The following is a 12,654-nucleotide window of genomic DNA, read 5'->3' as shown; positions in this document are numbered from 1 at the left end:
GCGACCCACGCCGGCTACCGTGCGCCGTCGTCGCCCGCGGGGAACAGTTCGGGCCGGAGTTCGGCGAGCCGGTCGCCGAGTACCGGGGCGAGGGCCGCCGCGTAGCCCTCGCTGAGGTGGTTGTCGTCGCGGTAGACGAACGTGTCGCCCACGGCGACGGGGCACTCGCCGGTGTCGGCGCAGAGCCAGGGGACGGGGTCGATGACCGGGACGCCCATCGTCTCCGCCACCTCGGTGGCGGCGTCCCGCCTGGCCTGGTCGTGCACCGCGCCCGGCAGCCGGTTCACGCAGTCCCGCAGTTCCAGCGGGCGTTCGGCCGCGCACTCGACCGGGTCGCCGACCGGCCAGGGGGTGTCGAGGAGGAGCGCCAGCCGGGCCCCGCTGTCCGCGAGGGCCTCGAACGTCCCCCGGTAGCCGTCGGCCCACTCCCGCAGCGGGTCGTCGGTGGGGCCGGCGAGGTCGCCCTCCTCGGAGGAGGAGGCGATCACCAGTTCGGGTCCGAGCTCCCGGATCCAGTCCAGCGTCTCGGTCCGCCACGTGTCGCACCCCTCGTAGGCGCGGTGGTCGCGGATCGTGGTGACGGTGGGCACCTTGCAGGACGCCTTGGTCAGGGTGACCAACTTCCAGTCGTTGTCCCTCGCCAGCCGGTCGAGCGCCGGGAACCACTGGGCGGCGTGCGAGTCGCCGTAGAGCACGACGACCCGCTCCGAGTCGGGGTCGCCGTAGACGCAGTGCGGGGTCCTGTCGCTGTCGTCCTCCACGTGGCAGCCGTCCCGGTAGAGCGCGGACCGCGCCTCCCTGATCCGGTCGAGGGCCGGCGTCAGATTGCTCGGCAGCCCGTCGCCCGGCTCGGCCAGGAGCCGCGCCAACTCCCCCCGCGGATCGGCCGCGCCGGCCAGCGCCTCGCCGAGCGCCGGGGCCGACGAGCCGGAACTGATCGGCGGCGGGAAGGCCGACGCGACGAGGATGACGGCGCTGGCGCTCGCCGAGAGGCCGAAGCCGACGCCCAACGCCCGGTGCGGGCGGTGCCGCAGCCCCACGTGGAAGCGCGGCGGGTTCTCCACCAGGTGGAGCGTCCCCCAGGCCAGCAGCAGGGCGGCCACGCAGAGCAGCACCGGGAGCGTCAGCCCGTCGTCGTCGGCCCTGCCGAGCGCCGTCGGGCCGATGACGAGCAGCGGCCAGTGCCACAGGTACCAGCCGTACGACACCCCGCCGACCCAGGTGGCCGGCCGGATGGCGAGCAGCAGTCGGGCGTCGCCCCTGGCGGGCGAACAGCCGCCGGCCAGCACGAGCGCGGTGCCGAGCACCGGCAGCAGCGCGTGGTACCCGGGGTAGGGCGTCGTGTCGTCGAACCAGACGGCGGCCAGCAGCACGCAGCCGAGGCCGAGCCAGGTCATCGGCGCCGCGAGCGGGGCCGGCAGCCGGTTCAACCGCCCGACGCCCAGGGCGAGCAGCGCTCCGGCGCCCAGCTCCCAGAACCGGGTGTGCGTCCCGAAGTAGCCCCAGGAGGGCGAGCTCTCGGTCACGGTCACGCTGAGCCAGAACGACACCAGGCAGAGCGCCGCGGTCAGCGCCGCGACGCGCGCCCGGTGGCGGCGCAGCGCCCGCCAGCCGAGCCACAGCAGCAGCGGCCAGAGCAGGTAGAACTGCTCCTCGACGGCGAGCGACCAGAAGTGCTGGAACGGCGAAGGCGGGGTGCCCTCGGAGAGGTAGTCGGTGCCGGTGATCGCCAGCCGGATGTTCTCGGCGTAGAGCAGCCCGCCCAGCGCGTCCCCTGTGTACTCCTCGAACCGCAGCTTGGACAGGTAGACGCGGGCGCCGACCAGGGTGACGAGGGCGACCAGCGTCGCGGCCGGCAGCAGGCGCATCGCGCGCCTGGCGTAGAACCTCGGGAACGAGAGGCGGCCCGTCGCGTCGAGTTCGCGGAGCAGCAGCGAGGTGATCAGGAAGCCCGAGATCACGAAGAAGACGTCGACGCCGACGTAGCCCCCGTCGAACCCCCGCACCCCGGCGTGCGAGAGGACGACGAGGCCCACCGCGACGGCGCGGAGGCCCTGGATGTCCGGCCGGTGTGGTGGCTCGCCGGATATGCCGGCGGGGGTCTCCGCACTGGTGTCGCGGCGCATCGATCTCCCTTTCGAGTGACGTCCGGCGCGACACGATACGGGATATGTACGTGTTGAATACTCGGTAAACAATGGGCCAATCACGCCACAACGGCACCCCACGCCGCACCGACTCACGGGTCAACTCCGAGGCCGACTCCGGGGAAACGACGATATCCCGCCCGGTCGAGGGGACCGGGCGGGATCCTGGGGCGGCCCGCTCAGCGGGTCGGGCAACGTCCACCGCAGTTTGGCAACGGCCTGTCGTGCCACGTCCGTCGGAGCGCTCAGAGCTGCGCCGCGTACGGGTCCCAGCCGAGCGGCAGCGGCTCCGGCGCCGCCGGCAGCGGGGCGCCGGCCGCGTCGAGGCGGCGCGGCTCGCCGCTCTCGGCGGACTCCGCGATCGCGGCCATCACCCGGAGCACGTGGAACGCCAGCGCGCCGGAGGCCCGGTGCGGCACGCCGCCGCGCAGGGCCCGCGCCATCTCCAGCACGCCGAGGCCCCGGCCCGCGGTGGAGCCCTCGATCGGCAGCTCCACCCACTCGTCCTCGCCGTTGGGCAGCAACCGCAGTGGACCGTCGAAGGTGTTGGGGTCGGGGACCGCCAACGAGCCCTCGCTGCCGGTGAGTTCGATGGAGGTCCGGCGGATCGAGGAGTCGAAGCTGAAGACCGAGGTGGCCGTCTCCCCGGAGGCGAACTCCAGCAGCGCCTGGACGTGGGTGGGCACGTCGACCGGGAACTCCTGCCCGGCCTTGGGCCCCGAGCCGACGCTCCGCACCGCCCGGCCCCGGCCACCGCCGGCGTGGACGCCGGCTATCGGGCCGAACAGGGCGACCAGCGCGGTCAGGTAGTAGGGGCCGATGTCGAACAGCGGCCCGCCGCCCGGCTGGTAGAAGAAAGCGGGGTCGGGGTGCCAACCCTCGGGGCCCAGGCTCTGGGTGGCGGTGGCAGCCGCGATCGGGGTACCGATCCGGCCGGCCCTGACCGCCCGCACCGCCGACTGGATACCGGCGCCGAGGAAGGTGTCGGGCGCGCCGCCGAGCAGCAGCCCGCGTTCGGCGGCCTCGGCCACCACCTTCTCGCCCTCGGCCGGGGTGGCGGTGAACGGCTTCTCGCCGTAGACGTGCTTGCCGGCCCGCAGCGCGGCCGTGGCCACCTGGGCGTGCGCCACCGGGACGGTCAGGTTGACGACGATCTCCACCTCGGGGACCGCGAGCACCGCGTCCACGTCGCCGGCCACCGGTACCCCGTGCTCGGCGGCGGCCGCCCTGGCCCGCTCCTCGTCGAGGTCGCCGACGGCCAGCACCCGGACGTCGGGGAAGCTGCCGAGGGTCCGCAGGTACTGCCCGCTGATGTTGCCGGCGCCGACGAGGGCGACGCCCACCGGTCCGCCGCTCATGCCGACCCCAGTCCGACGAGGTACGCACGGCTCTCGGTGAGCGCGTCGAAGAGGTCGGTGTCGCAGGAGTCGAGCTCCACGATCCGCTGCGCGCCGGGCGCGGCGGCCAGCACCTCGGGCACCGGCATCACCCCTGAGCCGACGGCCACGTGCGGCTCGTTCCTGACCGCGGGTCCGTCCTTGACGTGCAGCGCGACCACCCGCTCGCCGAGGCGGCCGAGCAGCGCCGGCACATCGGCGCCGCCGACCGCGGCCCAGTAGGTGTCGAGCTCCAACACCACCTCGGGGGCGAGGAGTTCGGCCAGCCCCTCGATGGCGTGCCGGCCGTCGACCAGCGGCTCGACCTCCCACCAGTGGTTGTGGTAGCCGAGCCGCAGCCCGTGTCCGGCCGCCTGCTCGGCGAGCCCGTTGATCAGCTCCGCGGCCCTGGCGAGCCCTTCGCGGCTGGTGAACTCCTCCTCGGGGATGCCGGCCGGCAGGATCGCCAGGTCGGTGCCGAGGGTGGCCACGGCCTCGAAGACCGGCCCGGTCTCCCCGTGCAGGAGCTGGATCGCGTGCGCCCCGGACACGGTGAGGCCGAGGTCGTCGGCGACCCGCCGGAAGCCCTCGGGGTCGTCGGTGGGGTTGAAGGGCTCGACCGCGGTGTAGCCGATCCCGGCGATCCGCGCGAGCACGCCGTCCCGATCGGCGGCGAGCGCGTCGCGCACGGTGTAGAGCTGAACACCCAGTGGTGATGCCATGGTTGAAGTGCCTTCCGAGGCGTCCCGTTTCGCGTCCTTCACGAGGATGTATCGATTTACCGGCCCTGGCAATCCCCCGCCGTCACCGAAGATCCTTCCCCGATCCCCGCCGGCGATGCGGGCAGGCCGAGCCGGTCGGCGGGAACGTCGTGGGTCTCCCTGGCGGAGAACGCGGCGATCACCGGCGGCACGCACAGCAGGGCGGTGAACAGGGCGACGGCGGCCCAGCGGTCGCCGTCCGGGCCGGCGATCCGGGCGGCGAAGGTCACCGCGAAGCCGGCGACGGCGAAGCCGATCTGGGTGCCGACGGCCATCCCGGAGAGGCGGACCCTGGTGGGGAACATCTCGCCGTAGAACGCGGGCCAGACGCCGTTGGCCGCGCTGTAGACCACGCCGAAGGTGAGGATGCCGAGCAGCAGGATCAACGGGTAGGAGCCGCTGGAGATGGCCCACAGGTAGGCGAACATCATCCCGGCGCTGCCCACCGCGCCGATCAGGAAGACCGGGCGCCGCCCTATCCGGTCGGAGAGATCGGCCCAGAGCGGGATCGCGCCGAGCGCCACCAGGTTGGCCAGAGCGCCGACCCACAGCATGTCGGACCGGTCGATGTCGACGGCGTCGCTGGTCGCGTAGGCCAGCGCCCACACGGTGAAGATGGTGCTGACCGAGGCGATCAGCGCGCCGCCGACCACCCGCAGCACGTCGGCCCAGTGGTCGCGAAGCAGCACGGCGAGCGGCATCCTGGCCACGCCCTCGGTGGCGGCCTGCTCCTCGAAGGCGGGCGTCTCGCCGAGGTTGCGGCGGATGAGGTAGCCGACGACGGCCACCACGACGCTCAGCCAGAACGGGACCCGCCACCCCCAGGAGAGCAGCAGGTCGTCGGGGAGCGCGGCGACCGGGATGAAGGCGAGGGTGGCGAGCAGCTGGCCGGCCTGGGTGCCGTTGATGGTGAAGCTGGTGTAGTAGCCGCGGCGGCCGCCCGGCGCGTGCTCCAGGGTCATCGAGTTGGCGCTGGCCTGCTCGCCGGCGGCCGAGATCCCCTGGAGCACCCGGCAGAGCACCAGCAACACGGGCGCCAGCGTGCCCACCTGCTCCCGCGTCGGCAGACAGCCGATGGCGAAGGTGGAGAGGCCCATCAGCATCAGCGTGAAGACCATGATCTTCTTCCGGCCCAGCCGGTCGCCGTAGTGACCGAGGAAGAGCGCGCCGACCGGGCGGGCGGCGTACGCGACGCCGAAGGTGGCCAGCGAGAGCAGGGTGGCGTTGGCCGGGTCGGACTCGTCGAAGAAGACGTCGGGGAAGATCAGCGCGGCGGCGCTGCCGTAGATGAAGAAGTCGTAGTACTCGAGGGCGCTGCCGATCCAGGCGGCGAGCGCGGCCTTTCGCGGTTGGCTCTCGGCGGGTTCCTGCCCGGGGGTCCCTGGGGTCCCGGGGGTGGGGACGGCGGTCACGGCGGCTCCTTCGGGGAAGGGGACGGCGGCGCGGTGGGGAGACGCGGCGCAATTAACCCACTGGATAGTTAGTAGCGAGTTGCTACGGGATGGTGGGGAGCCGCGAACGGTCTGTCAAGGGGTCGCGCGTCGGCGCGGGTTGCCGGCGGCCGGGCCGCCGCGGTCAGTCGGTGACGCGCTCGGCGGTGAGGTAGGCGACGACCATGTCGCCGAGCATGGCGCGGTGCTGCTCCCGCTGCGCGGCCGCCACCAGGTCGCGCCCGAAGAGCGCCTGGAAGGTGTGCCGGTTGGCGACCCGGAAGAAGCAGAACGAGCTGATCATGGCGTGCAGGTCCACCGCGTCGACGTCGACCGTGAACACCCCGGAGCCGCGCCCCGCGTCCAGGATCCGGCGCAGCACGTCGATCGCCGGCGAGCCGAGCCTCCTGAGCTCCTCGGAGGCGGCGATGTGCTCGGCCTCGTGGATGTTCTCGATGCTGACGAGCCGGATGAAGTCGGGGTGGGCCTCGTGGTGGTCGAAGGTGAGCTCGACCAGCCGCCGGATGGCGGCCACCGGGTCGAGGTGCGCGACGTCGAGCTCCTGCTCGGCCTGCCGGATCACCGAGTAGGCCCGCTCGAGCACGGCCGTGAAGAGCTGTTCCTTGCCGCCGAAGTAGTAGTAGATCATCCGCTTGGTGGTGCGGGTGCGGGCGGCGATCTCGTCCACCCGGGCGCCGGCGTACCCGGCACGGGCGAACTCCCGGGTCGCCACGTCGAGGATCTCCGCCCTGGTCCGCGCCGCGTCCCTGGTGCGGACCCGCGGGTCGGCCGGGCTCTGCGGCGGAACTGCGGCGGCCATGCGGCTCCTCGGACGGTCGACTCGGGGCGTGGATCGGGGCGTGGATCGAGGGGTTCATTCTAGGCCGGACCGGTGATCACCCGACGGTCCGCCCCGGAACGGGGGCTTCCCTCCGGGGCCGTCCCGGGCTACAACTAACGAACCGGTTAGTGAATTGGAGGCGCGATGACCGCGGGTTCCTATCTCGTCGGGCTCATCGGTTCCGGCATCGGTCCCTCGTTGAGTCCGGCCGTGCACGAACGCGAGGCGGACCGGCAGGGGTTGCGCTACCTCTACCGGCTGATCGACATCGACCGGCTCGGCGTCGCCCCCGAGGCCGTCGGCGAACTGCTGCGCGCGGCCCGGGACCTGGGCTACGACGGGCTGAACGTCACCCACCCCTGCAAGCGCCTCGTCGTCCCGCACCTGGACGAACTCGCGCCGGGCGCCGAGCGGTTGGGCGCGGTCAACACCGTGGTCCTGGCCGGCGGCCGGGAGGTCGGCCACAACACCGACGTCACCGGGTTCGCGGCCGCCTTCGCCCGCGGGCTGCCCGACGCCCGCCTCGGCCGGATCGTGCAGCTCGGCGCGGGCGGCGCGGGCGGCGCCGTGGCGCACGACCAGCTCGGCCTGGGCGCCGGGCGGTTGACCGTGGTGGACGCCGTGCCGGCGCTTGCCACCGGCCTGGCCGCCGCGCTCGCCCGCCGGTTCGGCGCGGACCGCGCGGACGCGGCGGAGCCGGCCGAGCTGGCCGCGCTGCTCCTCGCCGCCGACGGGCTGGTGCACGCCACGCCGACCGGCATGGCGGCCCACCCCGGACTCCCCCTGCCGGCAGCACTGTTGACGCCCGCGCTGTGGGTCGCCGAGGTGGTCTACCGGCCGCTGGAGACCGAACTGCTGCGCACCGCACGGGCGTCGGGCTGCGCCACGCTGGACGGCGCCGGCATGGCCGCGTTCCAGGCCGCCGACGCCTTCCGGCTGATCACCGGCCGGGACCCGGACCGGGACCTGATGCTCGCCGACGTCACCGAACTCGCCGCCGCGGCCGACCGCCGCTCCCCCCACCCCGGTTCGCCCCCGCCCCCGCCCCCGGCCCATTCCCTTCCCCCCCGCCCCCTTCCCTTCCCCCTCGTCCCCCGTCGCGAAAGGAGCACGCCGTGCGCCGCCGCACCTGCATCGCCACCGTCTCCCTCAGCGGTTCCCTCACCGAGAAGCTCGCCGCCGCCGCCCGGGCCGGCTTCGACGGCGTGGAGCTCTTCGAGAACGACCTGCTGGCCAGCCCGCTCGGCCCCGAGGAGGTCCGCGACCTGGCCGCCGACCTCGGCCTGACCATCGACCTCTACCAGCCGATGCGCGACATCGAGGCCGTGCCGGAGGACGTGTTCGCGCGGAACCTGCGCCGCGCCGCGCACAAGTTCCGGCTCATGGCGCGGCTCGGCGTCGACACCGTGCTGGTCTGCTCCAGCGTCTCGCCGCTCGCCGTCGACGACGACGCCCTGGCCGCCCGGCAGTTGCGGCGGCTGGCCGAGCTGGCCGAGGAACACGGCGTCCGGGTCGCCTACGAGGCGCTCGCCTGGGGTCGACACGTCGACACCTACGACCACGCCTGGCGGCTGGTGGCGGCCGCCGACCATCCGGCGCTCGGCGTCTGCCTCGACAGCTTCCACATCCTCGCCCGGGGCACCGAGCCCGCCGGCATCGCCGACCTCCCGGGCGACCGGATCTTCTTCCTGCAACTCGCCGACGCCCCCTCGACGTCCATGGACGTGCTCCAGTGGAGCCGCCACCACCGCTGCTTCCCCGGCCAGGGCGACTTCGACCTGCCGGGCTTCCTCCGGCACGTGCTGGCCGCCGGCTACCGCGGCCCGCTCTCCCTGGAGGTCTTCAACGACGTCTTCCGGCAGGCGGAGGCCGGCCCCACCGCCGTCGACGCGCAACGCTCGCTCCTGGCACTGCTGGAGGCCGCCGGGGAGCCTTCCAGCGAGAACGCCCTCCCGGCGCCCACGGTGCCCTCGGGAGTGGCCTTCGCCGAGTTGGTCACCCCCGACGCGGAGCCGGTCTCCGCGCTGCTGCGCGCCCTCGGCTTCGCCCGCACCGCCAGGCACCGCGGCAAGCCGGTGAGCCTCTGGGAACAGGGGGCGGCCCGTGTCCTGCTCAACACCGGCACCGGCGGCCGGGGCGGGGACCTCACCCTGGCGGCCATCGGCCTGGAGTCGCCCGACCCGGCCGCCGCCGCCCGCCGCGCCGAGGCCCTGCTCGCCCCGGTCCTGCCACGCCGCCGCGCCCCGGCGGACACCCCGCTCGAAGCGGTGGCGGCGCCGGACGGCACCGAGCTGTTCTTCTGCGCCACCGACCGCGCCGAACTCCCCAGCTGGACGGCGGACTTCTCCCCCACCACCGCCGAGCGGGACGTGCGTCTCGTCGAACGCATCGACCACCTGGCGCTCACCCAGCCCTGGCACCACTTCGACGAGGCGGCCCTCTTCCACCACGCCGTCCTCGGCCTTCGGCCAGGGGAGAGCGTCGACGTCGCCGACACCTACGGCCTGCTGCGCAGCCGGGTCGTCACCAACGACGACGGCTCCGTGCGCGTCGTGCTCACCGTCGGGCCGGCCCCCGGCGGCGCCGCCCCGGTCCAGCACATCGCGTTCGCCACCGCCGACGTGGTGGCCGCGGCCCGCCGCTTCCGGGCCGCCGGCGGCCGGCTGCTGCGCATCCCCGCCAACTACCACGACGACCTGGCCGCCAGGTACGACCTCCCGCCGGCCGAGCTGGCGAGCTACCGCGATCTCGGCATCCTGTACGACCGGGACGAGCGCGGCGCGTTCCGGCACTGCTACACGGAGACCGTCGGCCGGGTCTTCTTCGAGCTCGTCCAGCGCGACCCCGGCTACGAGGGCTACGGGGCGCCCAACGCCCCCGTCCGGCTCGCCGCCCAACGCGCGGCCGCGACCGGCCGTTGAGCCCGGCGCGCCGAGGGGCCCTCAGCGGCGGGGCGCGGTGCTGCCGCGCGGCACCAGGGTGGTGGCCAGTTCGACGCGGGGGCTCTCCACCTCCTCGCCGGCGATCAGCCGGGCGAGGACCCGGAGGGCGTTGCCGCCCATCTCCTTGAGGGGTTGCCGCACGGTCGTCAGCGGCGGCGTGACCCAGCGGGCCTCCGGGAGGTCGTCGAAGCCGACGACGCTGACGTCGTCAGGCAACCGCAGGCCGGCCTCGGCGAGGGCCGCGTAGCCGCCGATGGCCATGTGGTCGGAGCAGACGAACAGCGCGGTGGGCGGCACGGGCAGCGCGAGCAGCGCCGACACCTGCTCGCGGCCGCTGTCCCGGTCGTAGGTGCCGTGTCGCAGCAGTTCCGGCGGTGCGTCGACGCCGGCCGCCGACAGGGCGGAGCGGTAGCCGGCGATGCGCGCCCGCGCGAAGAGGTGCCCGGGTGGCCCGGTGACCAGGCCGATCCGCCGGTGCCCCAGGTCGAGCAGGTGGCTGGTCGCCTCGTAGGCGCCCGACCAGTTGGTGGTGCCGACCGACCACACGCCGGGCGGCGGATCGCTGAGCGGGTCGATGACGACGCAGGGGATCCGCGCCCGCGCCAGCCTGGCCAGTTGGTCGTCGGTCGGCTCGGCGAGGCCGACCACCACGCCGGAACTGCCGCGCTCCAGCGCCCGATCCACCCAGTCGGGGACGTGCCGGCCCTCGCCGGCCGGCGTCCGGGCGACGGAGATCACCACGTGCAGCCCGGCCTCGTGGGCCGCCGCCTCCATGCCGCTGGCGACGCTCGCCGGCCAGGAGCCGTCGATCCCGCCGAGGACGAGGTCGACGGTGCGGACGCCGACCGCCGCCGGCTCGGGGGCGCCGCGCCGCACGTACCGCTGACCGCGGAGCACGGCGTCGACCCGGGCACGGGTGTCCCGGGAGACGTCGTCCCGGCCGTTGAGGACCTTGGAGACGGTGGAGACCGAGACCCCGGCCGTCTCGGCGATCTGGGCCAGGGTGAGGCGCGGTGTCCGGCCATCGGTCATGAGTCCGCCTCCTGTCGGTCCGATAGTTTTCGAAACACACCATAGGGCCTCACTCCGCCGGTATGCGTCCCCGCACCCGGCCCTTCAGCGTCTTGACAGGCCCTGGGGCGCCACCTAGCGTCGAGCGGGAATGTTGCGAAATCGAGGCCCGGCTTAGCGAAAAACATTTCGGAGCGTCGGGCAGGACCGGAGTGAGGCCATGTCATCGCCCGTCTCCCCCCTGCGGGTCACCGTCTGGAGCGAGGGCCGCCACGAGCAGCGGGACGAGAAGGTCGCCCGGCTGTACCCCAAGGGCATGCACACGACGATCGCCGAGGGCGTCGTGGAACACCTCGGCGACCGCGCCCGGGTCCGCACCGCCACCCTGGACGAGCCGGAACACGGCCTGACCGACGCGGTGTTGGCCGACACCGACGTGCTGACCTGGTGGGGGCACATAGCCCACGGCGAGGTGTCGGACGAGGTCGTGGAGCGGGTGCGGCGGCACGTGCTGGCCGGCATGGGCCTGATCGTGCTGCACTCCGGCCACTGGTCGAAGATCTTCACCCGGCTGATGGGCACCACCTGCACCCTGCGCTGGCGGAACGGCCAGGACCGCGAGCTGGTGTGGACCGTCGACCCCTCGCACCCGATCGCGGAGGGCGTGCCGCACCCGATCGTGATCGACGAGCAGGAGATGTACGGGGAGTTCTTCGACATCCCGGCCCCCGACGAGCTGGTCTTCGTGAGCTCCTTCTCCGGCGGCGAGGTCTTCCGCAGCGGCTGCACCTTCCGCCGGGGCCGCGGCCGGATCTTCTACTTCAGCCCGGGCGACCAGGACTACCCGGTCTACCACCACCCGGACGTGCGCCGGGTCATCGCCAACGGTGTGAACTGGGCCGCGCAGGCCGACGTGCGCCGCGAGTCGCAGCTGATCCGCAGCGAGACCGGCTGGTTCGAGGGCGGGGCGTCCCGGTCATGAGCCCCGTCACCTTCCGGACCGTGTCGGACGCCGGCCCGCTGCCGGTGGTCGTCGTGGGCGCCGGCGCGATGGGCCGGGCCTGGCTCGGTGCCGTCGCCGCCTCGCCCGACGTGACGCTCGCCGGCGTCGTCGACCTGGACCCGGCCGCCGCGCGTGCCGCGGCCGACACCACGCCCGGCGCCCTCGCCGGCACCGACCTGGCGGCGGTCGCCGCCGCGTCGGGCGCGCGGGCCGTCATCGACGTGACCAGCCCGGCCGCGCACCTCCCGGTCACCCTCCAGGCCCTGGCCCTCGGCCTGCCGGTGCTCGGTGAGAAGCCGGCCGCGGCCTCGGTGGCCGAGGCGCTGCGGCTGGCGGCGGCCGCCGAGCACGCCGGCCAGCTGTTCATGGTCAGCCAGTCCCGCAGCCACCACCGGCAGCTGCGCGCCTTCCGGGACCGGGCCCGCCGGCTCGGCCGACTCGGCATCCTCACCACGGAGTTCTTCCGCGCCCCGCGCTTCGGCGGCTTCCGCGACGCCATGGCGCACCCGCTGCTCCTGGACATGGCGATCCACCCCTTCGACGCCGCCCGCTACGTGCTGGACGCCGAGCCGGTCTCGGTCCGCTGCGAGGAGTTCAACCCGTCCTGGAGCTGGTACGCGGGCGACGCGGCCGCCACCGCCGTCTTCGAGATGACCGGCGGCGTCCGCTACGTCTACACCGGCAGCTGGTGCGCCCCCGGTCTGGAGACCTCCTGGAACGGCAGCTGGCGCCTCAGCGGGGAGCACGGCTCCGCCACCTGGGACGGCGAGGGCCCGCCACTGTCCTCGACGGTCCCGCTCCCCGAACCCACCGCCGACGGACGGACGGACGACATCGCGGGCGCGCTCGCCACCTTCGTCCACGCCCTCCGCACCGGCGCCACGCCCCGGGGCGAGATCCACGAGAACGTCATGAGCCTGGCCATGGTGGACGCGGCCGTGCTCTCCGCCACCGAGGACCGCCGCGTCCGGCTCACCGACCTCCTCGCCACCGCCCACCACGAGGCCCTCGCCTCCGCCGGCCCCGAACGCGACGCCCTCCTGGCCCGCCCACCCGGCGCGAACTGACCCGCCCACCCGCGCCCTTGACGCGCGCGCCGGCGCTCGCCGATCGTCGGACCACCGCGTGGTCGAGATCACCAGG

Annotated in this window: 9 protein-coding genes and 1 pseudogene; 4 read left to right on the top strand and 6 right to left on the bottom strand. The window is 74.1% G+C overall.

What is annotated here, in order from left to right:
• Positions 1-14: 14 nt before the first annotated feature.
• The 5 genes from ACYVPE_RS08230 to ACYVPE_RS08210 form a co-directional block, all read right to left on the bottom strand.
• Positions 15-2,126 (bottom strand): acyltransferase family protein, encoded by a 2,112-nt coding sequence (locus ACYVPE_RS08230; RefSeq protein ID WP_461032771.1) that lies wholly within the window; start codon positions 2,124-2,126, stop codon positions 15-17.
• 266 nt (positions 2,127-2,392) lie between these two features.
• Positions 2,393-3,505, bottom strand: a complete 1,113-nt coding sequence (locus ACYVPE_RS08225; protein WP_461032770.1) for a Gfo/Idh/MocA family protein — start codon at positions 3,503-3,505, stop codon at positions 2,393-2,395.
• Positions 3,502-4,245 (bottom strand): sugar phosphate isomerase/epimerase family protein, encoded by a 744-nt coding sequence (locus ACYVPE_RS08220; protein ID WP_461032769.1) that lies wholly within the window; start codon positions 4,243-4,245, stop codon positions 3,502-3,504. Before ACYVPE_RS08220 ends, ACYVPE_RS08225 begins: the two co-directional genes overlap by 4 nt.
• Positions 4,246-4,301: 56 nt before the next feature.
• A complete protein-coding gene (locus ACYVPE_RS08215) occupies positions 4,302-5,696 on the bottom strand; it encodes an MFS transporter (protein WP_461032768.1) in 1,395 nt (464 codons plus the stop codon).
• A 163-nt stretch (positions 5,697-5,859) separates the two neighbouring features.
• The gene (locus ACYVPE_RS08210; protein ID WP_461032767.1) at positions 5,860-6,534 is read right to left on the bottom strand and encodes a TetR family transcriptional regulator; all 675 of its coding nucleotides are present in this window, start codon (positions 6,532-6,534) and stop codon (positions 5,860-5,862) included.
• Positions 6,535-6,699: 165 nt separating this feature from the next.
• Here ACYVPE_RS08210 and ACYVPE_RS08205 point away from each other — a divergent pair.
• A pseudogene (locus ACYVPE_RS08205) lies at positions 6,700-7,560 on the top strand (shikimate dehydrogenase); the annotation flags it as partial.
• 110 nt (positions 7,561-7,670) lie between these two features.
• Entirely contained in the window at positions 7,671-9,476 is a 1,806-nt protein-coding gene (locus ACYVPE_RS08200) for a TIM barrel protein (RefSeq protein ID WP_461032766.1), read from the top strand.
• A gap of 21 nt (positions 9,477-9,497) precedes the next feature.
• Here the strand turns inward: ACYVPE_RS08200 and ACYVPE_RS08195 are convergent, their stop codons facing one another.
• Positions 9,498-10,529 (bottom strand): LacI family DNA-binding transcriptional regulator, encoded by a 1,032-nt coding sequence (locus ACYVPE_RS08195; RefSeq protein ID WP_461032765.1) that lies wholly within the window; start codon positions 10,527-10,529, stop codon positions 9,498-9,500.
• A gap of 199 nt (positions 10,530-10,728) precedes the next feature.
• Between ACYVPE_RS08195 and ACYVPE_RS08190 the strand changes: the two genes are divergently transcribed.
• Positions 10,729-11,490, top strand: a complete 762-nt coding sequence (locus tag ACYVPE_RS08190; protein WP_461032764.1) for a ThuA domain-containing protein — start codon at positions 10,729-10,731, stop codon at positions 11,488-11,490.
• Positions 11,487-12,578 (top strand): Gfo/Idh/MocA family protein, encoded by a 1,092-nt coding sequence (locus ACYVPE_RS08185; protein ID WP_461032763.1) that lies wholly within the window; start codon positions 11,487-11,489, stop codon positions 12,576-12,578. Before ACYVPE_RS08190 ends, ACYVPE_RS08185 begins: the two co-directional genes overlap by 4 nt.
• The last annotated feature ends 76 nt before the right edge of the window (positions 12,579-12,654 follow it).

This window comes from Streptomyces mayteni, assembly GCF_054783955.1.
This window is presented reverse-complemented; position numbering and strand designations above follow the sequence as displayed.

Coding starts and splice junctions, on each gene's coding strand:
- ACYVPE_RS08230 (WP_461032771.1), bottom strand. CDS start 2,126: ATGCGCCGCGACACCAGTGCGGAGACCCCCGCCGGCATATCCGGCGAG.
- ACYVPE_RS08195 (WP_461032765.1), bottom strand. CDS start 10,529: ATGACCGATGGCCGGACACCGCGCCTCACCCTGGCCCAGATCGCCGAG.
- ACYVPE_RS08190 (WP_461032764.1), top strand. CDS start 10,729: ATGTCATCGCCCGTCTCCCCCCTGCGGGTCACCGTCTGGAGCGAGGGC.
- ACYVPE_RS08185 (WP_461032763.1), top strand. CDS start 11,487: ATGAGCCCCGTCACCTTCCGGACCGTGTCGGACGCCGGCCCGCTGCCG.
- ACYVPE_RS08210 (WP_461032767.1), bottom strand. CDS start 6,534: ATGGCCGCCGCAGTTCCGCCGCAGAGCCCGGCCGACCCGCGGGTCCGC.
- ACYVPE_RS08220 (WP_461032769.1), bottom strand. CDS start 4,245: ATGGCATCACCACTGGGTGTTCAGCTCTACACCGTGCGCGACGCGCTC.
- ACYVPE_RS08225 (WP_461032770.1), bottom strand. CDS start 3,505: ATGAGCGGCGGACCGGTGGGCGTCGCCCTCGTCGGCGCCGGCAACATC.